At 41.4% G+C, this 21,153-nt stretch carries 18 protein-coding genes; 13 read left to right on the top strand and 5 right to left on the bottom strand.

Features of this window, described 5'->3' with window-relative positions; all coding sequences use genetic code 11:
- Positions 1–213 precede the first annotated feature (213 nt).
- On the top strand, positions 214–1,296 hold the full coding sequence (locus V7K41_RS19960; RefSeq protein ID WP_334850930.1) for a class I fructose-bisphosphate aldolase: 1,083 nt from the start codon (positions 214–216) through the stop codon (positions 1,294–1,296).
- Between the two features lie 152 nt (positions 1,297–1,448).
- On the opposite strand, the gene V7K41_RS19955 is transcribed toward V7K41_RS19960, so the two are convergent.
- Together V7K41_RS19955 and V7K41_RS19950 are read right to left on the bottom strand one after the other, a co-directional pair.
- Positions 1,449–2,909 carry an inorganic phosphate transporter gene (locus V7K41_RS19955; protein WP_334850928.1) on the bottom strand — a complete coding sequence of 487 codons (1,461 nt, stop codon included), beginning with the start codon at positions 2,907–2,909 and terminating at the stop codon, positions 1,449–1,451.
- 328 nt (positions 2,910–3,237) lie between these two features.
- Positions 3,238–3,906 (bottom strand): ribonuclease T2 family protein, encoded by a 669-nt coding sequence (locus V7K41_RS19950; protein ID WP_334850926.1) that lies wholly within the window; start codon positions 3,904–3,906, stop codon positions 3,238–3,240.
- 366 nt (positions 3,907–4,272) lie between these two features.
- On the opposite strand from V7K41_RS19950, the gene V7K41_RS19945 reads away from it, so the two are divergent.
- Positions 4,273–5,439, top strand: coding sequence for a pyridoxal phosphate-dependent aminotransferase (locus V7K41_RS19945; protein ID WP_334850924.1), 1,167 nt, complete (start codon positions 4,273–4,275; stop codon positions 5,437–5,439).
- 355 nt (positions 5,440–5,794) lie between these two features.
- Here V7K41_RS19945 and V7K41_RS19940 read toward each other — a convergent pair whose 3' ends face one another.
- Positions 5,795–5,965, bottom strand: coding sequence for a hypothetical protein (locus tag V7K41_RS19940; RefSeq protein WP_334850922.1), 171 nt, complete (start codon positions 5,963–5,965; stop codon positions 5,795–5,797).
- An 87-nt stretch (positions 5,966–6,052) separates the two neighbouring features.
- On the opposite strand from V7K41_RS19940, the gene V7K41_RS19935 reads away from it, so the two are divergent.
- A complete protein-coding gene (locus V7K41_RS19935; protein ID WP_334850920.1) occupies positions 6,053–6,685 on the top strand; it encodes a hypothetical protein in 633 nt (210 codons plus the stop codon).
- Positions 6,686–6,707: 22 nt separating this feature from the next.
- Here V7K41_RS19935 and V7K41_RS19930 read toward each other — a convergent pair whose 3' ends face one another.
- Together V7K41_RS19930 and V7K41_RS19925 are read right to left on the bottom strand one after the other, a co-directional pair.
- Positions 6,708–7,931 (bottom strand): tetratricopeptide repeat protein, encoded by a 1,224-nt coding sequence (locus tag V7K41_RS19930; protein WP_334850919.1) that lies wholly within the window; start codon positions 7,929–7,931, stop codon positions 6,708–6,710.
- Positions 7,932–8,292: 361 nt separating this feature from the next.
- Positions 8,293–9,480 (bottom strand): tetratricopeptide repeat protein, encoded by a 1,188-nt coding sequence (locus V7K41_RS19925; protein WP_334850917.1) that lies wholly within the window; start codon positions 9,478–9,480, stop codon positions 8,293–8,295.
- Positions 9,481–9,890: 410 nt separating this feature from the next.
- On the opposite strand from V7K41_RS19925, the gene V7K41_RS19920 reads away from it, so the two are divergent.
- The 10 genes from V7K41_RS19920 to cbiE all read left to right on the top strand — a co-directional run bounded on the left by V7K41_RS19920 (position 9,891) and on the right by cbiE (position 20,942).
- Positions 9,891–11,153 carry a proton extrusion protein PcxA gene (locus V7K41_RS19920; RefSeq protein WP_334850915.1) on the top strand — a complete coding sequence of 421 codons (1,263 nt, stop codon included), beginning with the start codon at positions 9,891–9,893 and terminating at the stop codon, positions 11,151–11,153.
- Positions 11,154–11,304: 151 nt separating this feature from the next.
- Positions 11,305–11,781, top strand: a complete 477-nt coding sequence (locus tag V7K41_RS19915) for a hypothetical protein (RefSeq protein WP_334850913.1) — start codon at positions 11,305–11,307, stop codon at positions 11,779–11,781.
- 375 nt (positions 11,782–12,156) lie between these two features.
- Positions 12,157–13,026, top strand: coding sequence for a polyphosphate kinase 2 family protein (locus V7K41_RS19910; RefSeq protein ID WP_334850910.1), 870 nt, complete (start codon positions 12,157–12,159; stop codon positions 13,024–13,026).
- 156 nt (positions 13,027–13,182) lie between these two features.
- Positions 13,183–13,800, top strand: a complete 618-nt coding sequence (locus tag V7K41_RS19905; protein WP_442943231.1) for a chemotaxis protein CheB — start codon at positions 13,183–13,185, stop codon at positions 13,798–13,800.
- A 246-nt stretch (positions 13,801–14,046) separates the two neighbouring features.
- Complete coding sequence (locus tag V7K41_RS19900) at positions 14,047–15,942, top strand: CheR family methyltransferase (RefSeq protein ID WP_334850909.1); 1,896 nt, start codon at positions 14,047–14,049, stop codon at positions 15,940–15,942.
- A 39-nt stretch (positions 15,943–15,981) separates the two neighbouring features.
- Positions 15,982–16,368, top strand: coding sequence for a four helix bundle protein (locus V7K41_RS19895; protein WP_334850907.1), 387 nt, complete (start codon positions 15,982–15,984; stop codon positions 16,366–16,368).
- A gap of 177 nt (positions 16,369–16,545) precedes the next feature.
- On the top strand, positions 16,546–18,630 hold the full coding sequence (locus V7K41_RS19890; protein WP_334850906.1) for a PAS domain-containing hybrid sensor histidine kinase/response regulator: 2,085 nt from the start codon (positions 16,546–16,548) through the stop codon (positions 18,628–18,630).
- Between the two features lie 51 nt (positions 18,631–18,681).
- Complete coding sequence (locus tag V7K41_RS19885) at positions 18,682–19,278, top strand: tRNA-(ms[2]io[6]A)-hydroxylase (protein ID WP_334850904.1); 597 nt, start codon at positions 18,682–18,684, stop codon at positions 19,276–19,278.
- Positions 19,279–19,296: 18 nt separating this feature from the next.
- On the top strand, positions 19,297–19,701 hold the full coding sequence (locus V7K41_RS19880) for a VOC family protein (RefSeq protein ID WP_334850902.1): 405 nt from the start codon (positions 19,297–19,299) through the stop codon (positions 19,699–19,701).
- 35 nt (positions 19,702–19,736) lie between these two features.
- Positions 19,737–20,942, top strand: a complete 1,206-nt coding sequence (gene cbiE / locus V7K41_RS19875; protein ID WP_334850901.1) for a precorrin-6y C5,15-methyltransferase (decarboxylating) subunit CbiE — start codon at positions 19,737–19,739, stop codon at positions 20,940–20,942.
- Positions 20,943–21,153: the final 211 nt, after the last annotated feature.

The following is a 21,153-nucleotide window of genomic DNA, read 5'->3' as shown; positions in this document are numbered from 1 at the left end:
CATTTATAACTATGACCTTCAAAATGCTATTTAACTTTTTGACAATTTGTTTAACCCTTTAATGTACCACAAAACTTTTTTGCAAGAGGTCTAATAAGATTGCTATATATTCAGACAGAAGACATATCACTAATCTCCGTACAACCAAGTTAGCAATATTAGAAATGCTATCTTAAAGGCAAGGTCATTTGCTCAAACTTTGAGGATAATACTATGACTACAACGCTCAAAGAGGCTAATTCTATTGAGTCATTGCTAGGTAAAGAGGCAGAAGACCTACTTACCCACAAAGCAAAAGTTTCTCGTGATTTAATACATTTGCCGGACCCAGACTTTGTAGATCGAATCTGGCTCAACAGCGATCGCAATCCTCAAGTATTGCGTAATCTCCAGTTACTTTATTCTACTGGTCGTCTGGCAAACACAGGTTATCTCTCGATTCTACCGGTAGACCAAGGGATTGAACACTCAGCAGGTGCATCTTTTGCGCCCAATCCGATTTACTTCGATCCAGAAAATATTGTTAAGTTAGCGATCGCCTCCGGTTGCAATGCGGTTGCTACCACTTTGGGGACATTAGGGATCGTTTCGCGCAAGTATGCCCACAAAATTCCCTTTATTGCCAAAATCAATCACAACGAATTGCTGACTTTCCCTAATCAATTTGACCAGATATTGTTTGCTGATGTCGAACAAGCTTGGAATTTAGGGGCGGCAGCAGTAGGTGCGACAATTTACTTTGGTTCAGAGCAGTCTACCAGGCAAATTCAGGAAATCAGCAAAGCTTTTAAACGCGCCCATGAACTGGGTTTGGTAACAATTCTCTGGTGTTATCTGCGGAATAACGCTTTTAAACAAGATAAAGATTACCACCTTGCGGCTGACCTCACCGGACAAGCGAATCATTTGGGTGTAACGATTGAAGCCGACATCATTAAACAAAAGTTACCCGAAAATAACAATGGTTACGGTGCAGTTGCCAAAGCCAGTGGTAAGAGTTACGGCAAAACCGATGAGCGCGTTTACACAGAGTTGACAACCGATCACCCAATTGATTTAACTCGTTACCAAGTACTCAATTGCTACTCTGGGCGTGTGGGGTTGATTAATTCTGGTGGCGCGACTGGTAAAAATGATTTCGCCGAAGCAATACGCACCGCCGTAATCAACAAACGCGCTGGTGGTTCAGGATTAATTTCTGGGCGAAAGACCTTCCAACGTCCTTTTGAGGAAGGGGTGAAGTTATTTCACACCATTCAAGATGTTTACTTGTCGTCAGATGTGACGATAGCTTAGGGAGCAGGGGAGCAGGAGACAAGGGGGACAAGGGGGACAAGGGGGACAAGGGGGACAAGGGGGAATTATTGAATAAATCTCTTTCTCGTCTTCCCCCTTTTCCTTGTCTACTCTGTCTCTTTTCAATGCTTAATGCCCAATTCCCCATTGTCCTACTTCAAACCGAGAATATTCAAGACTATATACAAACCCCCTGCGTATGTAGCAGAACCAAGCAGTACGCAAACCGGCAGTGTCAGCACCCAGGCTAGCAGCAAATTTCTCAGGGTATCCATTTGCAAACCCGAATGGTTCGCCGCCATTGTACCCGCTACACCAGATGACAGCACGTGAGTGGTACTGACTGGCAGACCGAAGTAATCCGCAGCACCAATTGTTGTCATAGCTACTAACTCGGCGGAAGCTCCTTGAGCGTAGGTAAGGTGGTCTTTGCCAATCTTTTCACCTACTGTCACCACAATGCGCTTCCAACCAATCATTGTGCCAAGACCGAGTGCAATGGCAACGGCAAATTTCACCCAATTGGGAATGAATTTAGTTACTTTATCCAACTGCGTTTTATAACTGGTAAGCACCTCTTCTTGTTTGGCATTGGTTAATTTTTTCTGCTTGTCCAGCTTTCCAATTGTTCCAGCTACTAGATACATATCAGTTCGTAATGAGCCAAGCTCATCCTTTGAAAGCTGCTTGAAACTAGTCTTACCAGCAAGCTTATCTCCGATTGTACGGCTCTCGGCAGCAAGAGCTGCTAATGTTTTTTCGTTGACTTCGTTACTTGGTTTGAGGAAGTCGGAAAGCTCATTTGTGATGTTTTGGCTGTTTAAGAATGTCCCAGGTGCTGGTTGTTGCAGCACTGAAATCACAGAGTTGGACGTAGCGGCCAACTGAGCGATCGCTCCGGCATTGGTATCTATATTCAGTGCAAACATCCCTGGTAGAATGCCCACTAAGATGAGCATAATCAGACCCATACCTTTTTGACCATCATTTGAACCGTGGGCAAAGCTGACACCAGTACATGTCAAGATTAACAAAGCACGTATCCAAGGCGGCGGTGCTTTACCATGATCTGGCGCACGGTACAACTCTGGTCGTTTGATCAGCATCTTTGCCAGCAGTAACAGCAGTGCAGCGCAGGTGAATCCAATAATTGGCGAAACCAGTAGAGATGTGAAAACTTCCTGTGCCTTTGCCCAATTCACGCCCTCACCAAAAATATGACCCGAAGACAACATTGAATTTGCTAAACCAACACCTATGATCGAGCCAATCAGCGTATGTGAACTGGATGCAGGTAAACCCAAGTACCAGGTTCCCAAGTTCCACATGATTGCCGAAATCAAAAGTGCAAACACCATTGCAAACCCTGCACTTGAGCCAACATTGAGTACCAACTCAACGGGAAGCAGGGCAATAATACCAAAAGCAACGGCTCCAGTTGATGTCAACACACCAATTAGGTTCCAACAGCCTGACCAAACAACGGCAATATTTGGCTTCAAGGTGTTAGTGTAAATGACTGTGGCAACTGCATTTGCAGTATCATGAAAACCGTTGACAAACTCGAAGCCGAGTGCCAGACTCAGCGCCAATGCCAGAAATAAATATTCCATTTAGCACTCCTAATAAAAGACAAGAATGCAGCCTGACAAAAATAATTTGTGTTACAAAAAACTATTAAAACTGAGAAAAAACCTGGACTTATTGCAATTCAGCGAACTACACAAAAAGTTATAGTTATAAATACAACTTTCTGCTAAACAGATTCTCTGATTGCATCTGCCATCTCGAAATAAGAATAGGTTCTAATTACAATTGAAGATTAGAATAAATAGGTTAAGAAATAAATAAGAAATAGTAAAAAATAAATTAAGGAACTTTAAATCATAGTTGCAGGGAGCAGTGAGAGAAGAATTAATGCTCAATGCCCCATGCCCACCTTTATCTAACGTTTCTCAGTAAGAAATCTGGCTGACCACAACTTTTTTGCGATCGCTTCAAAATCTCGGCACTACAAATACCAGGTTCACCGTTTTTGGAATAACAAAAGAAGACTTCTTGCAAAAATCTTCCCGAACCAGAACAAAAAGGTGCTATACCATCAGCAGTAATTTGATTATTCGCACTCACAAATGAATTTTTAAAATTTGTAATTGTGGTACGCAAAGGTTTCGCAGGACGATTATAAGCTGCGGGAATAGCGATCGCATCTTTTAATTTTTTACTCAATCCCAAGTATTCCGCAGGAGTTTTCCCTGAACAAGTACCATGTTTTTCCCATTCATGATCGTAAAGTTTATTACTAGGATACAAATTGGGAAATTGCCGCTTTACTTCCGACGGTAATTTTTCTGTGGAACAATTGGCAGGATAACCAGCTTGGTATTGTGGCCACAAACCATGTAGTACAAAACCAAGTTTCCTTCCAGAACCACACTGCTGCTGGTCACGATTACCATTTGTCGCACAATAATCTGGCGACCAAGAGAGTGTCAGTACGTAAAAATCAAATTTACCCGGAGTACCGCGATTTTGAGCAATGGCAGCATTCGGTATAAAAAGACTAGTAATTAACAGAAAAGATGTGACAAAAAGTTTCTTGGTTTGCATATAAACAATTAGTTTACCCTAAAACTAAAGTTATACAGAATACATCGTTAAGAGTCAAGAATCAAGGTTCAAAAATTCTTTTCTAGTTCCCACTGCCCAATCCCCATTCCCCAAGCAGGGTGGTTTCATACAAGCAAAGAAAAATTAAAACTGGGTTTCAAAGCCTCTCCCCCCGTGGGGGAGAGGAATGGAAGTGAGGGAAAAAGCCATGCCACTTTCACGAGAAATCAAGACTTATGTATTTTTCTTTTTTCGTATGAAACCACCCTGCCAATCCCCATTCCCCAAGGAATTCAGAAAAGCAAATCTTGGTAGGGATTCTGGGATATCCTTAGATAAGTGAAAGATTTGCCAAAAATAGTAAGAATGAAGCTGGCAGCAAGAGTAAGTCAGGTAACACCTTCATTAACCTTAGCGATCGCAGCCAAGGCTAAGGCACTGAAGGTGGAAGGAATAGATGTTTGTAGTTTTAGCGCTGGAGAACCAGATTTTGATACCCCGGCGCATATTAAAGCCGCAGCAGTAAAAGCTTTGGATGACGGCAAAACCAAGTATGGTGCAGCCGCCGGAGAACCAAAGTTAAGGGAAGCGATCGCCCACAAGCTTAAAATTGATAACGGTCTTGATTACAAATCTGAGAATGTCATCGTCACCAATGGCGGTAAGCATTCTCTGTACAACTTAATCGTGGCGCTAATCGATCCAGGTGATGAGGTAATTATCCCTGCTCCCTACTGGCTAAGTTATCCCGAAATGGTGACTTTGGTCGGTGGAGTCCCGGTAATTGTCTCTACAGATGCAACGACGGGTTATAAAATTACTCCCGAACAACTCCGTAAAGCAATCACGCCAAAGACGAAGTTATTTATCCTCAACTCCCCATCTAATCCCACAGGGATGGTTTACACACCAGATGAAATCAAAGCACTGGCGCAGGTAGTAGTTGATGCAGATATCTTTGTTGTCTCTGATGAGATTTACGAAAAGATTCTCTACGACGGTGCAGAACATATCAGCATCGGTTCTCTAGGGAAGGAAATTTTTGACCGCACTTTGATTAGTAATGGATTTGCAAAGGCTTATTCCATGACTGGGTGGCGTCTCGGCTATTTAGCGGGACCTGTAGAAATCATTAAAGCAGCGAGTACCATCCAAGGGCATAGTACATCTAACGTGTGTACCTTTGCCCAATATGGTGCGATCGCGGCGCTACAAAGTCCTCAAGATTGTGTCGAAGAAATGCGCCAAGCCTTCGCCAAACGTCGACAGGTAATGTTAGACAGACTCAACGCGATTCCCGGATTGAGTACCGCCTCACCAGATGGCGCTTTTTATCTGTTCCCTGATATCAGTAAAACCGGTCTAAAATCTCTAGGATTTTGTGACGCTTTGTTGGAAGAACATCAAGTTGCAGTCATTCCCGGAATTGCTTTTGGTGCTGATGACAACATTCGCCTTTCCTACGCCACAGATATGACGATGATTGAAAAAGGAATGGATAGATTAGAGAAATTTGTCAAGTCGCGTATTTAGTTAATTGTCATTTGTCACTTGTACTGAGCGTTCGCGTAGCGTCTCGTAGAGAAGCCGAAGTATTTGTCATTTGTGAGGAGAATTTATCAACTCTTCAACTTCTTAACTCCACCTTTTCGACTTGGAACGGGTGGAGTTCATTTTTCAACCTCAAGTTCCAAGTTCTGAGGCTCAAGTTCCGAGTTCCAAGCTTGAAGTTCCGAGTTCTGAAGCTCAAGTTTCGAGTTCCAAGCTTGAAGTTTCATGTTCCGAGCTAGTAGTTCCGAGGTCTAAGCTTGAAGTTTCAGATGAATGGTGGGAGCAAAAACGTCAAAAGGGTTTTGGGCTTAGTTAATGTCAATTAATTCCAGCACCATCAAGCTGAATTTTGCATCAAAGGGTATGGTTGAATCAAAATCTGTACCGGAATCCCCAATTGTTGATGCAAACCCCGAATCATCTCCAAGGTTAGCGCCTGCTTGCGATGCAAAATGTCGGCAATTTCTGCTTTACTGCCAATAACAGGCTCTAATTCATCTACAGACAACCCACGAGATTCGAGATAATATAAAATTGCTTAGGTAATTACAGCGTTACGATACATAAATATACTTGAAACCTTTACCAATGACAAATGACAACTGAACGTCAGCGTCCCCCGATACTGAAACCAAATGAATTCTACACATTCCGCAGTTATTTTCTAATGAAATTTGCTCCCGCCGATATTTTGCGGGAATTAGGAGTAACTTTAACTAAAACAACAATCAATTTACCTATTGCTGCTTCCGAATTACTGACTCGACTACCAGACTTACACCAACGCCTAGAAGAAGCGATCGCTCGTGTTAGTCTAACTAGTGAAGCCGCTAGACGCGAAGTACTAATCGCACCCATTTTATTAGAAGTAGCCCACATCACAAAAGCAATAGTTAATATTGAGTACCCTATCGAAGTTAACCAGTACCTCAGAGGTGATTTAGACTACTATCTTCAGTCAAAACACAATGTTTTAGTGGTAGAAGCAAAACAGGCAGACTTAACACGGGGATTTACCCAGTTAGCGACGGAGTTGATTGCTTTGGATACCTGGGTAGAATCAGATGAGCCAATCTTGTATGGTGCTGTGACTACTGGGGATATTTGGCAGTTTGGTAGTTTTGATCGTCAAGAACGGAAGGTGAGTCAAGATTTAATGTTGTATCGCGTACTAACTGATTTGGAAATCTTGATGCAGATTTTAGTAGGAATTTTGATGCAAGGCTAAATGGATGCAACGCCTCAAGGATCTACTTCTGAAGTTGGTTGATGATTTCCAGCACTTTTTGGTAATCTTCTATTTTTCCTTGTTGCTTAAAGATATCTGCGGCTTGCTGCAAGTCAGTAATTGCCCCCTTTTTATCTCCCAATAGAGAGCGGGCAGAACCCCGGTTGGTGTAGGCTTCAGCAGAGTTGGGATTAATCCGCAAAGCTTGGCTGTAATCTTCGATTGCCCCCTTGCTATCTCTCAATCCAATGCGGACATTTCCTCGGTTAATGTAGGCTTCAGCAGAGTTGGGATTAATCCGCAAAACTTGGTTGAAATCTTCGATTGCCCCTTTGTTATCTCCCAAATCGGTGCGGACATTTCCTCGGTTAATGTAGACTGGGGCAAAGTTGGGATAAATTCGCACAGCTTGGTTATAATCTTCGATTGCCCCCTTGTTATCTCCCAATTGAGCGCGGACATTTCCTCGGTTGATGTAGGTAGCGGCATCGTTGGGATTAATCCGCACAGCTTGGTTATAATCTTCGATTGCTCCTTTTTTATCTCCCAATTGAGTGCGGACATCTCCTCGGATGATATAGGCATCGGCATAGTTGGGATTAATCAGCAAAGCTTGGTTATAATCTTCGATTGCCCCTTTTTTATCTCCCAAATCAGCGCGGGCAACACCCCGGTTGAAGTAGGCTTGGGCATAGTTGGGATTAATCCGCAAAGCTTGGTTATAATCTTCGATTGCCCCTTTTTTATCTCCCAAATCAGCGCGGGCAACACCCCGGTGGAAGTAGGCATCGGCAAAGTTAGGATTAATCCGCAAAGCTTGGTTGTAATCTTCGATAGCCTCCTTCTTATCTCCCAAATCAGCACGGGCAAGACCCCGGTTGCTGTAGGCATTGGCATTGTTGGGATTAATCCGCAAAGCTTGGTTGTAATCTTCGATTGCCCCCTTTTTATCTCCCAAATCAGCGCGGACAACACCCCGGTTGGTGTAGGCTTCAGCAAAGTTAGGATTGAGGCGAATTGCTTCAGTATAAGCTGCAACTGCTCCTTGCAAATCTCCTTTCTTTTGCTTATCGAAACCCTGATTAAACAAGTCTTCAGCCGTGAGTGTTGTAACTTTGGGAGCATCAGTTAGACGAATTCCCAAGAAATTTATGTTACTAGCAGAACTGGGCTGATTGATGGTCGCAGTAGTGGTAAATGTAGTTAAGGTTGCTATGGCGAAGGTTTTTGCAACCCCTATCGACAATTGAGTAAACAAGAATTGTCTTATAAATAACATAAAGAATAAATGTTATTGTTGAGTGTTTATAGAAAATAATACAGGCTTACTAAGGAACTTTACGGCGATTTGTCTCTAAGCACCACAATATGTAAGATAGTGCGTTACGCTACTGGATATTTTTTTAATTGCAAATCTTTTAACCTGATATTCAGGGTTCTCAGCCTTTACCGTTATCTGGCAATAACTCTAAGTCTGCACTTGTCCAACGTATCCGTTCATCAATGGTTTGGCTCATCGAAACTTCTAAAATATTGATACTAATATCCTAATGTCATTTGTCATTTGTTATTTGTTATTCTCCCCAATGCCCCATCCCCCCTCACCTCTACATCAATTCCATCTCCTGCAATCCCTGGCGTAGCCTTTTCGCCTCTTCGGGATTATACCTTTCATGGAGGGCGATCGCTTTTTTAAAAGCTGTTAAACTATCTTGATGATTGCCAATTTTCAGCAATACTACCCCTAAATTTTGATACGCTTCGGCATAGTTGGGATTTAACGCGATCGCATGTTGATAATATACGATCGCATCTGCAAATAAACCCAAAGCCTTAAATGTCATCGCCAAATTATAATGTCCAAAAACAAAAGTGGGATCGATTTTCAAAGCTGTGGTATAAGCAGTTCTCGCGCCGTTGAAATCTCCTGCTGCTTTGAGTAAGTTACCCAAGTTGTTGTATGCTCCTAGTTTGAGCATGGGATAAATTGGCAATTTGATGGCAGCTTGATAGTGATAAATCGCCTGTGGGGATTTTTGCAACCGACTGTAGGCTATTCCTAAATGATAGTGGAGTTCATATAAAATATCGTAGTTGTCTTCAGCAACGGTGATTCCTCGTCTCAGCAAATCCATACCTTGAGAAATTTTCCCAGTTTGCACATACAACGCCCCTAATTTACTGCAAACATAGGGATCGTTAGGATGAGTTGCAAAAAACCCTTCCATCGCCGTAGCGGCTTTGGCATATTTGTTATTTTGAGCGATCGCACTTTTTTGATATCCTGTGTGTACAAGGGCAACCCCAGGTAAATAACCTATTTGCCAATGGGGTTCTCTGGTTAAAATTTCTGACACACTATCATCTACCAAAGCATGGTAAGGACGGTCAAAACTAATATCTGGATGATTGCGAAATAATCTAGAAACCAGAGAGTAGGGAGATTGTTCTGCACCAACTTCCTGGCGGACGAGGTTGATAAGCAGGTATTCATCTCTTGCGATCGCCTCTCGTAACTGCGGTACAATTGCTGGAGTCAGAGTTTCATCAGCATCTAATACCAAAATCCAATCACTAGTGACATATTTGAGAGCTGCATTGCGGGCAGCACTGAAGTCATTACACCATTTAAAATGATAGACTTTTGCACCGAGTTGTTGGGCAATATTGGGAGTGCGATCGATTGAGCCTGTATCCAAGACTATCATTTCATCCACTACTTTTCTGACGCTGTTCAGACATTTAGGCAGTGTTGCTGCTTCGTTTTTCACAATCATGCATAAACTCAAACTCATAATTTAAAAATTGGGAGTGGGGAGTAGTGAATAGAGGAATAAGGGCAATAAGAAAGCAACATCTTTACTTTCTATTTTCTTTAACAGTGATAAACTCTGCATAGTGGAAGATTTGCCTCGGTTGTGAAATGTTACAATCAAGGCTTTTGGATTGAGCATAAACACTGACAGATGGTGTCAATGATGACAGTGTAATGGATAAATTGCCAATATAAATAACCAGTGTCAATTTATGCTGATCCATCTGAGTTTACAGGTAATATAAAATTGCTAGCGTAGGCGTAGCCTATCGTAGACATCGCATCAGGGAGTATTACCTGAATCTGGATTGGACTAACTATTTAGCTGTTATTACCCATTTCTTATGATTATATAACTATAATACACATTATCTAAAAGTCATATATATAATGAAAAACTCACTTACCAGAACATTCCAAAAATATTTGCGATCGCTTAACCGTTGGTTTTCAAATACACCAGAAAGGGCACTTTTAGAAGCTTACCAAGCAGCTCAGAGAATTAAAAATATTGAGAACGAACATTTTGATAACAAAAAAATATCTTTACAATCAGTAAAGTATACTGAAAATGTAATGTCTTATTGGCAAGTATATCTTAATAAGAACCTAACTATTATTAAGATCAGGCTTGCAGAATTCCAGCTTAGTCGGGGAATTGTCAATATCTCTAATTCTGTTTTATTAGAGAAATTGAAGGTTATTGATGAAGTAGTAGAGAAGTATGCTATCAAAGATGAGGTAATTAATCATACTCCCTTAGTGTCAACTTATCAGCCTTTAAACATTAATGATAACGAAATAAAAAAACAGCTAAAGTCATCTGACATAAATGATACTCAAGTTAACACTCCAATTCAAAAAACTAGACCACCTAAGAGTTTTATTGGCAGAAGAATTAATAAAATTCAAGCAGATTTTGCACCGCAGACAGAAGAAGAGTTTGTCAGAAATTATCGCCTTTCTAAAGGTAGAACAATAATTGCCCTGCGATTTTTGATAGTTCTCATTCTTGTACCGCTTTTAACTCAATCTTTATCTAAAGAATTTATAGTATCTCCAATATTAGAAAGGGTTAGAGGAGATAACGTAACTAGAGTTTTTCTTAATTCTGATATGGAGAAAGAAGCGCTCCATGAATTACATAGTTTTCAAGAAGGACTGAGATTTGAATATTTGCTTAATCAAGCGCCATCCCTTTCTTCAGAGATAGTACAAGAGAAAATAAAAAGTAAAGCAGTTGAAATATCTGAAGAATTTTATAGAAAAACTAATAGTAACATTAGTAATATTTTTGCTGATTTAATATCACTTTTTTCTTTTGGTATAGTTATCGCCATGAGCAAAAGAGAAATTGTGATTCTTAAGTCTTTTATGGATACCATTGTCTCTGGTCTCAGCGATAGTGCCAAGGCTTTTTTAATTATTCTGTTTACAGATATATTTGTCGGATTTCACTCACCAGATGGGTGGGAAGTCCTTCTTGCAGGATTCGCAGAACATTTAGGTCTACCAGCCAGTAGAAATGTAATCTTTTTCTTTATTGCTACATTTCCTGTAATTTTAAACACTATCTTTAAATACTGGATATTCCGCTATCTCAGTCGTTTATCTCCATCGGCATTAGCTACATTAAAAGAGATGGACGAGTAATTTGTAATTATCCAACGCCCAAATTCATTTACTTTGAGTAAAAAATATATTTTTTCCCAGAAATCAATTAATTACAAATTACGAATTATTTTCACGCATTTGTCTTTTGATTCGCTAGGCTATGTATATCCTGGTTTTTCCAAAGTATACTATGGATTTTGAAAGCAAAGCTAATGCCTCAACTCCTACAGACAACATAGAGTTTGCTCAACCAACTACTACCCGTAAGCCGCTGGAACTGCTGCGAGATACTGAGGCTTTGCTTCGTCGCCCAGCTGTTGCGAAACTGTCGCCGATTTTGCCACCAAAACTAAGCAATAGATTCCAAGCAACCTCATCTTTAGCAGATGACTCCTTTAAGGAACTGGCAGAAATTGACCTGAATACTATTAGTGATTTTGAACTGCGTCCGGCACGAATTCTTGTTGGCTTGAGCCTAGTTGGTTTTGGCGCACTCATGATATTGCTGCTGCTGTTATACTTAAACACATTGCATCCAAAAACCAGTACAGTTGAGCAGATTCGGCAATATTGGTATCAATATATTTGGTTTGTCTGTTTAGGGATCACAGGGATGTTTATCTTAGGACGTGAAGCAATGCGTCCTATGCCAAAACGACGGAACTAATTCGTAACTAAGTTTTGTCATAGAGAGATGAGTGAAAAAGAATGTAGAGAGGTAGCAGTGCTAACTCTCTACAAGGTTTCTGGATAAGGCATAATGGTTAAAAAATCAGGATAAACTTTGGTGAATAAATATACCAATTATTCTAAATTACCGATCAATTCTGACTCCTAAATCTTGGGTACTGAATTCTTATACCAATTCAATTAATGATTGCAACACATCCTTGGGTAAAGACGCGATTCATCGCGTCTCTACAAATGATCTATTTGTTACATCTTTTTTCAAATTGGTATTACTATTAATAAATTATAACTTTCAGGAATTAATACTTAAAAATGTGTTTATGTATTAAGTAGCTGTAAGGAGATTTTATACGTGAATCATGATGCTTTCATTGTTCCGCCAGGTTCAAAAATTTCTCTGAAAAAAAACTACGATCCAGCCTATAAGACCGATTTTCATCAAAAAAGTGATGCTGCAAGCAAATTAGAGGTAGATATTCAAAGACTAGCTAATTACCAAAATATTCTCTATGCTCAAAACACCTATGCTTTGTTAATTATTTTTCAGGCATTGGATGCTGCTGGCAAAGACAGCACTATTAAACACGTGACTTCTGGTGTTAATCCGCAAGGATTTCAGGTGTTTAGTTTTAAGGGCCCCAGTGCGGAAGAATTAGACCATGACTACTTGTGGCGCTCAATGAAAGCTCTGCCAGAAAGAGGAAGAATTGGTATATTTAACCGTTCATACTATGAAGAAGTGCTAGTGGTTCGTGTCCATCCAGAAATGCTTCAGAAACAACAACTTCCTCACTTCCCTAATGGAGAAAAGATATGGAAACAGCGTTTTGAAGAAATCAATAACTTTGAAAAATATTTGGTTGATAATGGTGTAATCATTTTGAAGTTTTTTCTAAATGTCTCTAAGTCAGAGCAGAAAAAACGCTTTTTAGCGCGGATTAACTCTCCTGATAAAAATTGGAAGTTTTCAGATAATGATGTCCGAGAACGAGCTTTTTGGGATGATTATATGAATGCTTATGAAGAGGTTTTTAATAATACTAGTACTAAATGGGCGCCGTGGTATATTATTCCTGCCGATCGCAAATGGTTTACACGTCTGACCGTTGCCAATATCATCTGCACAAAATTAGAAGAACTAAATCTGCAATACCCAACAGTTAGTGAGGAACATAAGCAGCAACTTTTGGAGGCGAAACGTATTCTAGAGCAGGAAAATTAACCTGTGAATTTGAAAGGTAAAGGCAAAAAAATACTGAAATAGTTCAAATATCCTGTATAGTACATGTAAATACGAATAAAAAATTGTAACTTAATTAATAATATTTGTAACAAAAAAAGTTACGCAGATAGTCATAGACGCAAAATTATAATTGAAATGGCAGAAAATGCCAAAAATCATCTACCTCATTTTACTAATGCTGCCTTTGATATAGTGGCGATCGCAGCCTCAGCAGGCGGACTGACTGCTATAGTTAAAGTGCTATCGACTCTAAGAGCAGAATTTCCAGCCGCGATCGCGATTGTGCAGCACCTAGCTCCCGAATATCCGTCGTTCATGGCAGAAATTCTTGGTCGGCACACAGATATTATCGTCAAACAGGCACAAGAAGGAGATTCCCTTACCCCAGGGACGGCTTACGTTGCCTCACCCAATCGTCACTTGTTAGTTAACGGTGACGGTACACTTTCCTTATCACAGTCGGAATTAGTACATTTTTTACGTCCTTCGGCTGATTTATTATTTGAATCAGTTGCAGCTACTTACAAAGACAGAGCGATCGGGCTTGTGCTAACTGGAACGGGTAGCGACGGCGCAATGGGAGTAGAAGCAATTAAAAAAATGGGCGGTACTGTCATTGTCCAAGACGTAAAAACCGCCGAATTTTCTGGGATGCCCTCCGCCGCAATTCACACTGGCAATGTAGATTTTATTCTCCCCCTTGATGAAATTTCCAGCACCCTGGTGAGTTTGGTCATGGGAAAATTTAACTAAACAGAGAGGCATAGGGACAGGTGAGCAGAGGAGATATGTATTAGAGTGCAACCAACTTAGTGGCAACATAGTTTAATGAGTATTAAAGACTCATTAATGAAGCTCAGAACTCCATTAATGAGGCTTTGAACTTTGTTAATGAAGCTCAGAACTCCATTAATGAGGCTTTGATACTCGTGAATGAGTCTTTGATACTTGTGGACGCAAATCATAACTCCACTCCTTTGCCCCCTGCCCTCCTAAGCTATGACTTCCGCAGAAAAAGATCCTAAATTTGAAAATCTACTGGTTTATCTCAGACAAAGCCGAGGATTTGATTTTACAGGCTATAAGCGCTCGACTTTGATACGTCGGGTACTCAAGCGGATGCAGTTATTAGCCATAGAAAATTTTGAAGAGTATCAAGATTATCTAGAAGTTTATCCAGAAGAATTCAATTATCTTTTCAATACCATTTTAATTAACGTCACCGCTTTTTTTCGAGATTCATCAGCTTGGGAATACATCGCAGAGCAAATACTGCCTAATCTGATTAAGAATAAAAAAGCTTCCGATCAAATCCGCATCTGGAGCGCTGGCTGTGCTTCTGGGGAAGAAGCTTATACTTTGGCAATATTGATGGCCCAAATATTGGGAGCAGAGGAATTTCGCCAACGAGTGAAAATCTACGCCACAGATGTAGATGAAGATGCTCTCAACCAGGCTAGGCAAGCCGTGTATTCAGCAAAAGATGTCCAAATTGTGCCAGATGAACTGCGGCATAAATACTTTGAGATTGTCGGAAACCGCTATGTTTTCCGCCAAGACTTGCGCCGCTCAGTGATTTTTGGTCGCCACGATTTGCTTCAGGATGCGCCCATTTCGCGCTTAGATTTACTGGTCAGCCGCAATACATTAATGTATTTTAATTCTGAAACTCAAGGGCGAATTCTGGCCCGGTTTCATTTTGCGCTAAATGATAATGGCTATCTGTTTTTGGGAAAAGCAGAGATGCTATTGATGCATTCTAGTCTGTTTACGCCGCTGGACTTGAAAAATCGGATATTTACTAAGGTATCGATGGTGAATTTACGCGAGCGCCTCTTAGTTATGGCAAATTCAGTAGATGATGAATCTAGCAGCCGTTTGTCTCGAAACCTCCGGCTGCGAGATATGGGTTTTGACACAGCTCCAATCGCCCAAATAGTCATTGATATCAATGGCACTCTGGTAATGGTGAACGAGCAAGCACGGATTTTGTTCGCCCTTTTCCCCAAAGATTTAGCTCGTCCCTTCCAGGATCTAGAACTTTCCTATCGGCCAGTTGAATTGCGATCGCTAATTGAACGGGCTTATAGTGAACGCCGCCCTGTGATCCTAACAAATGTAGAGCGCTATTTGTCTAACACAGAAACTCAATATCTAGATGTACAAATTACGCCTTTACAAGAAACAGACACCAGTTTTTTAGGGGTCAGTATTTCCTTTCATGATGTCACCCGTTATATTAAACTCCAAGATGCCCTGCAACGTTCCCAACAAGAATTAGAAACTACCAACGAAGAATTACAATCTACCAATGAAGAATTAGAAACTACTAACGAAGAATTACAATCTACCAATGAAGAATTAGAAACTACCAACGAAGAACTCCAATCTACTAATGAAGAATTGGAGACGATGAATGAAGAACTCCAATCTACTAATGAAGAATTACAGACAATTAATAACGAACTGAGCGAACGTACCACAGAACTAAATCGCACAAACATTTTCCTCATTTCTATTCTCAAAAGTCTCCAAACGGGAATAGTGGTAATTGACAGCAGCTTTAATATCTCTATTTGGAATTACATGCTAGAAGATTTATGGGGCTTACGGACTGATGAAGTGATCGGAAAGTCTATCTTTAGCCTAGACATTGGGCTACCTGTAGAGCAGTTGCGATCGCCCATCCGTGACTCCCTATCCGGGAAAAAGCAGTTTCAAGAAACGATCCTCGATGCTACCAATCGTCGGGGTAGGCAAATAAAATGTTACTTGGCAATCACTCCGCTAATTGGTATTCAAATGCAGGGAGCAATTTTGATGATGGTAGATGTAGATAAAGTCAATAGTATGATTTCTACTCAAGATATGGAGGAACGGCGGCAGCAGGAATGAAGGAGGCAGAGGGGCAGGGGCAGGGCAGGGGCAGGGGGGATGGAAAAAGAGCCAATTAAAAGTCATGAAGACTTGGAAGTATATAAAATGGCATTTGATGTAGCTATGAAAATTTTTGAACTATCTAAGAAGTTTCCTGTTGAAGAACGTTATTCTTTAACTGATCAGATTCGTAGATCATCCCGTTCTGTATGTGCTAATTTAGCTGAAGCTTGGAGAAAACGCCGTTATGAAGCAGCTTTTGTAGCTAAGTTGAATGACAGTGAAGCTGAAGCAGCAGAAACTCAAACTTGGCTTAAATTTGCTGTGAAATGTGGTTATTTAGACGTTGATACAGGCAGAGAATTTTATGGAGTTTACAACCGAGTTTTAGGCATTCTAGTAACTATAATCAACAATCCATCTCCTTGGCTCATAAAACGCTAATTTCTCCCTGCTCCCTGCCCCCTGCTCCCTGCTCCCTGCCCCCTGCCCCCTGCTCCCTGCTCCCTGCCCCCTGCCCCCTGCCCCCTGCTCCCTGCTCCCTCTGGTTGCTACACTTAAGCAAAGGTCAGTTTTCCTTCTGTATTTCTTAATAAAAGCAATCATTAAAGAAGACTGCAAATGACCAAGAAAAATTTTAAACAAGCAATTGTCAAGGCACATCAGCGACTGGAAAATCTTTCGCAGCTTGCAAGTCTGGCTGTAGAAAAATCTATAGAGCAGGATGATCCTATAAAGCTTTTGCAACAAGCGATCGCCGAAATCTCTATTTCTCTAGAAGAGTTACAGCAACAAAATGAGGAACTGATTGCTACACGCCATTTGGTTGAAGAAGAACGTCAACGTTATTACGATTTATTTAACTTTGCCCCAGATGGTTACTTGATTACAGATACTACTGGAATTATCCAGGAAGCTAACTATGCTGCGGCTAAATTATTGAATGTACGCCAGTCTTACCTGATTGGGAAACCAATTGCTGTGTTTGTGCATCAGACAGAACGGCAGAAATTTCGTCAAATTATGCTGCAATTGCAACAGCAAGAGCAAATCAAAACAGAAGAGTTACGGATTTTTCATCATAAAAATAAAAAAAGTATAGACTTTCCAGCAGAACTAACTGCGATCGCTGTGGAAGATAGTCAGGGTAAAACCGGAAACTTGCGCTGGCTATTTAGAGACATTAGCGATCGCCACCAGCAAGAACAGAAAATTTGCGAACAAGCTGCCCTATTAGACATCACAACAGACGCAATTATCGTACAGGATTTGCATAACCAAATCTTATTCTGGAACCAAGGCGCAGAGAAGATGTACGGCTGGCAAGTTCAGGAAGCTCAAGGAAAAAATGCCTGGGAACTTTTATGTAAAGAAACTTCACCTCTACTCTCGGCGGCTCAGAAAACTGTAATTGAGCGGGGAACATGGCAGGGAGAGTTGCATAAATTCACAAAAAATGGCGATCAACTAATCATTGCTAGCCGCTGGACGTTGATGCTCGATGCTGTAGGCTTACCTAAATCAATCCTGATTATTGACACCGATATCACCGAGAAAAAACAACTCGAAACTCACCTATTGCGTAGTCAACGTTTAGAAAGCTTAGGCACTCTCGCTAGCGGTATTGCTCACGACCTCAATAATCTTCTCACCCCAATCTTGGGAGTTGCTCAACTGCTACCCCTAAAATATCCCCATCTTGATGACGTTTCGCTGCAAATGCTGAAGATCCTAGAAACCAGTGCCAAACGGGGTGGTAATTTGGTGGGGCAAATTTTGTCATTTACTCGTGGTTCTGAAACAGAACACACAATCGTGCTAGTTTCACAACTGATCGAAGATATCAAGCAGATAGCCCAACAAACATTTCCCAAATTCATCGACATCAACACACACATAACGCCAAATATCGGGATTGTTGTCGGAGACAGCACAGAGCTGCATCAGGTGTTGATGAATTTAGTACTCAATGCTCGTGATGCTATGCCCAATGGCGGTAAACTCTGTATTTCTGCCAGCAAGCTATTCATCAATGAAAACGATGCCAGGATGCACATAGGGGCAACAGTTAATTCCTACGTGAAGATTACAGTTGCTGATACTGGAGTTGGGATTAACTCAGAAATTATCGATCGGATTTTTGATCCCTTTTTCACCACCAAAGAAGTGGGTAAGGGTACGGGACTGGGTTTATCTATATTGATAGGCGTCCTCAACAATCACGACGGTTTTGTGGAAGTAGCCAGTCAAGTAGGAATTGGGACTAAATTCCACGTATATTTGCCAAGCAAGGAGGGCAGCATTTCTCAAATAACAGATGAGATAGAACTGCCAAGAGGTAACGGAGAATTGATTTTAGTTGTCGATGATGAAGTAGCCATCACTCAGATTGCTAAAACCACATTGGAATTTTGTAACTACAAGGTATTGACTGCCAAAAACGGGATTGAAGCCCTTGATCTTTACAGCCAGTATAAAGCTGAAATTAGCCTAGTGTTGATAGATATGATGATGCCATTAATGGATGGGAAAACAGCCATCGACACATTGCAAATCATCAACCCAAAAGTGCAAATTATTGCCATGAGTGGATTAGCTAGGGCTGAGACATTAGTCCAATCTACAGGTATTGGTATCCAAGGCTTTTTAGCGAAACCCTTCACCGCCAAACAATTATTGAACTTTGTCCAAACAATATTCCGTTAAAATCAATTTGCTAGGATACTCACCTAAATTAAAATTCTGGAGTTTTGTAATGTGTTTACTCTGTTACCGACTATTAACGCCCTGAAACAGCCCACTAGTTCTGCTTGGGTTGAACAAGCGATCGCTAATTTAGATATCATCTTACTCGACCACTCCCACTGTGAACGCAAAGCAGCAGGCGTAGCCTTGAACATGATGTTTCGCTACCCTTCCAATACTAAAATGGTACGGGAGTTAACTGCGATCGCCCGCGAAGAACTAGAACACTTTGAGTTAGTTAACCAATGGTTAGAACGCCGGCATATTCCCCTAGCTCCCCTACCACCGCCTCCCTACGGCGCTCTTTTAAAAGCTGCTGTCCGCCCCAAAGAACCGGAGCGATTTCTGGATTCTTTACTAGTCACTGGTTTAATTGAAGCTCGCTCTCACGAACGCCTGGGACTACTAGCTGCTCACTGTCCAGAGCCAGAGTTAGCAAAATTTTATCGTGGGCTAATGGCATCCGAAGCGCGTCACTACGGTATATATTGGGTTTTAGCTGCTACTTATTTCGACAAAGAAATTGTCATGCAACGGCTTGATGAATTAGCAATTGTCGAAAGCGAGTTGCTAGCGACTTTGCACCCAGAACCTAGAATTCACAGTTAGTAGACTAACCCAACAGATATGAAGCTTCAGCTAACACACCTGAGACTCCTTGTCTCCAACTACAAAGATTCTTTTCTGTTCTACCGGGATCTGCTGAAATTTGATGTCGATTGGGGCGATGAAGATAGCGGATATGCTGAGTTTAATGCCGGATATCTCAAGCTGGGTTTGTTCAAAAAAGAATTAATGGCTGAAGTAGTCCCAAGAATTGAACAGCCTTCTTATGTTGCCAATCGAGATAAAATTGTGTTAATTTTGGCAGTCGATAACGTGGATGAAGTCTACGAGCAAGTAAAGGCTCAGAATGCGGTCGTTGTGACTCAACCACAAGATCGCCCAAGCTGGGGAATCCGCACAGCTCATTTGCGCGATCCTGATGGCAATCTGATCGAAATCTACAACAATCTAGGAATTGTCAGTTAAAAGTTCTTGCCAACAACATTATGAAGTAATTAATCATGAAATGGCTTTCTATTGTTGGCATTGGGGAAGATGGATTACAGGGGTTAAGCGCGATCGCTCTTTCTTTACTCGATCGAGCCAAAGTAATTGTAGGAGGCGATCGCCATTTATCGATGCTTCCTACAGACGACCAACGTGAGAAACTAGTCTGGACATCTCCCATAAGTGCTTCAGTAGAGGAAATCATCCAGCGTCGCGGCCAGTCAATCTGCGTACTCGCAAGCGGCGATCCGATGTGTTATGGCATTGGTGTCACCTTGATCCGACGAATTCCCGTCTCTGAAATGACGATTATCCCCGCACCTTCAGCCTTCAGCCTCGCCTGTGCCAGGGTGGGATGGTCTTTGACTGAGGTAGAAACTTTAAGTTTGAATGGTCGTCCATCTTCCCTAATCCAGTCTTATATTTATCCGGGAGCGCGGCTGTTGATTTTGAGTGAGGGTAAAGACACACCAGCGCTCGTTGCTCAAATTTTGACAAATGGCGGCTATGGTGACAGTAAGATCGCTGTATTGGAGCGTATGGGCGGCGATCGTGAAAGAATTGTAGAAGGTACGGCTGCATCTTGGAATGAAACTGAAGTTGCGGCTTTAAATGCGATCGCAGTTGATTGTATTGCTGATACTGGGGTTATGCCATTACCAAGATTACCAGGATTACCAGATAAAGCCTACCACCACGATGGACAGCTAACGAAGCGTGAAGTTAGGGCAATCACCCTAGCAGCTTTGGCTCCCACACCGGGAGAATTATTGTGGGATGTGGGCGCGGGTTGCGGCTCAATTTCAATTGAATGGATGCGGAGTAATGGGCGATGTCGAGCGATCGCGATCGAACAAAACTCCTCTAGACTACTGTATATTGCTGACAACGCCGCTACTCTTGGTACTCCAAATCTGCAAATCATTGAAGGTAAAGCGCCCCATGCCCTAAAAGATTTGCCAGCACCAGACGCCATTTTTATTGGTGGTGGGGTTACAACAATGGGACTTTTTGATATTTGCTGGGAAGCATTGCGATCGGGTGGACGTTTAGTAGCGAATGTTGTCACGGTAGAGGGTGAGCAAACTTTATTTCAATGGCATGAACGAGTCGGTGGCAATTTAACTCGTATTGCCATTCAGCGGGCGGAACCTATTGGTAAATTTTTAGGTTGGCGAGCAATGGCGGCTGTGACGCAATGGGTAATAGTGAAGTCTTAAAAATTGAATAGTTAAAGTGATAAGTGCGTAGACGCTTCGTCTTGTCGCAGACATCGCTTTTGTAATTTGGTTATAACTTACGTAAATTCTTGCCTTGTTAGACGCGGTATAGTTTGTAAAATGTATTTTGCTAAGACCATGAAGCATTACAAGTATATTCTCTACCTCTACATACAGTAAAATGAATATCTGCTATACCTACAATTTGCTG

It is taken from the genome of Nostoc sp., assembly GCF_036917415.1.
Classification (GTDB): Bacteria; Cyanobacteriota; Cyanobacteriia; order Cyanobacteriales; family Nostocaceae; genus Nostoc.
Note: the sequence above shows the minus strand (reverse complement) of the source record. Positions and strands in the feature narration are given on the sequence as shown.

What these genes read in the sequence shown, in the direction of transcription:
- V7K41_RS19960 (WP_334850930.1), top strand. Translation starts at nt 214, where the DNA reads ATGACTACAACGCTCAAAGAGGCTAATTCTATTGAGTCATTGCTAGGT.
- V7K41_RS19955 (WP_334850928.1), bottom strand. Translation starts at nt 2,909, where the DNA reads ATGGAATATTTATTTCTGGCATTGGCGCTGAGTCTGGCACTCGGCTTC.
- V7K41_RS19950 (WP_334850926.1), bottom strand. Translation starts at nt 3,906, where the DNA reads ATGCAAACCAAGAAACTTTTTGTCACATCTTTTCTGTTAATTACTAGT.
- V7K41_RS19945 (WP_334850924.1), top strand. Translation starts at nt 4,273, where the DNA reads ATGAAGCTGGCAGCAAGAGTAAGTCAGGTAACACCTTCATTAACCTTA.
- V7K41_RS19935 (WP_334850920.1), top strand. Translation starts at nt 6,053, where the DNA reads ATGACAACTGAACGTCAGCGTCCCCCGATACTGAAACCAAATGAATTC.
- V7K41_RS19925 (WP_334850917.1), bottom strand. Translation starts at nt 9,480, where the DNA reads ATGAGTTTGAGTTTATGCATGATTGTGAAAAACGAAGCAGCAACACTG.
- V7K41_RS19920 (WP_334850915.1), top strand. Translation starts at nt 9,891, where the DNA reads ATGAAAAACTCACTTACCAGAACATTCCAAAAATATTTGCGATCGCTT.
- V7K41_RS19915 (WP_334850913.1), top strand. Translation starts at nt 11,305, where the DNA reads ATGGATTTTGAAAGCAAAGCTAATGCCTCAACTCCTACAGACAACATA.
- V7K41_RS19905 (WP_442943231.1), top strand. Translation starts at nt 13,183, where the DNA reads ATGGCAGAAAATGCCAAAAATCATCTACCTCATTTTACTAATGCTGCC.
- V7K41_RS19900 (WP_334850909.1), top strand. Translation starts at nt 14,047, where the DNA reads ATGACTTCCGCAGAAAAAGATCCTAAATTTGAAAATCTACTGGTTTAT.
- V7K41_RS19895 (WP_334850907.1), top strand. Translation starts at nt 15,982, where the DNA reads ATGGAAAAAGAGCCAATTAAAAGTCATGAAGACTTGGAAGTATATAAA.
- V7K41_RS19890 (WP_334850906.1), top strand. Translation starts at nt 16,546, where the DNA reads ATGACCAAGAAAAATTTTAAACAAGCAATTGTCAAGGCACATCAGCGA.
- V7K41_RS19880 (WP_334850902.1), top strand. Translation starts at nt 19,297, where the DNA reads ATGAAGCTTCAGCTAACACACCTGAGACTCCTTGTCTCCAACTACAAA.
- cbiE (WP_334850901.1), top strand. Translation starts at nt 19,737, where the DNA reads ATGAAATGGCTTTCTATTGTTGGCATTGGGGAAGATGGATTACAGGGG.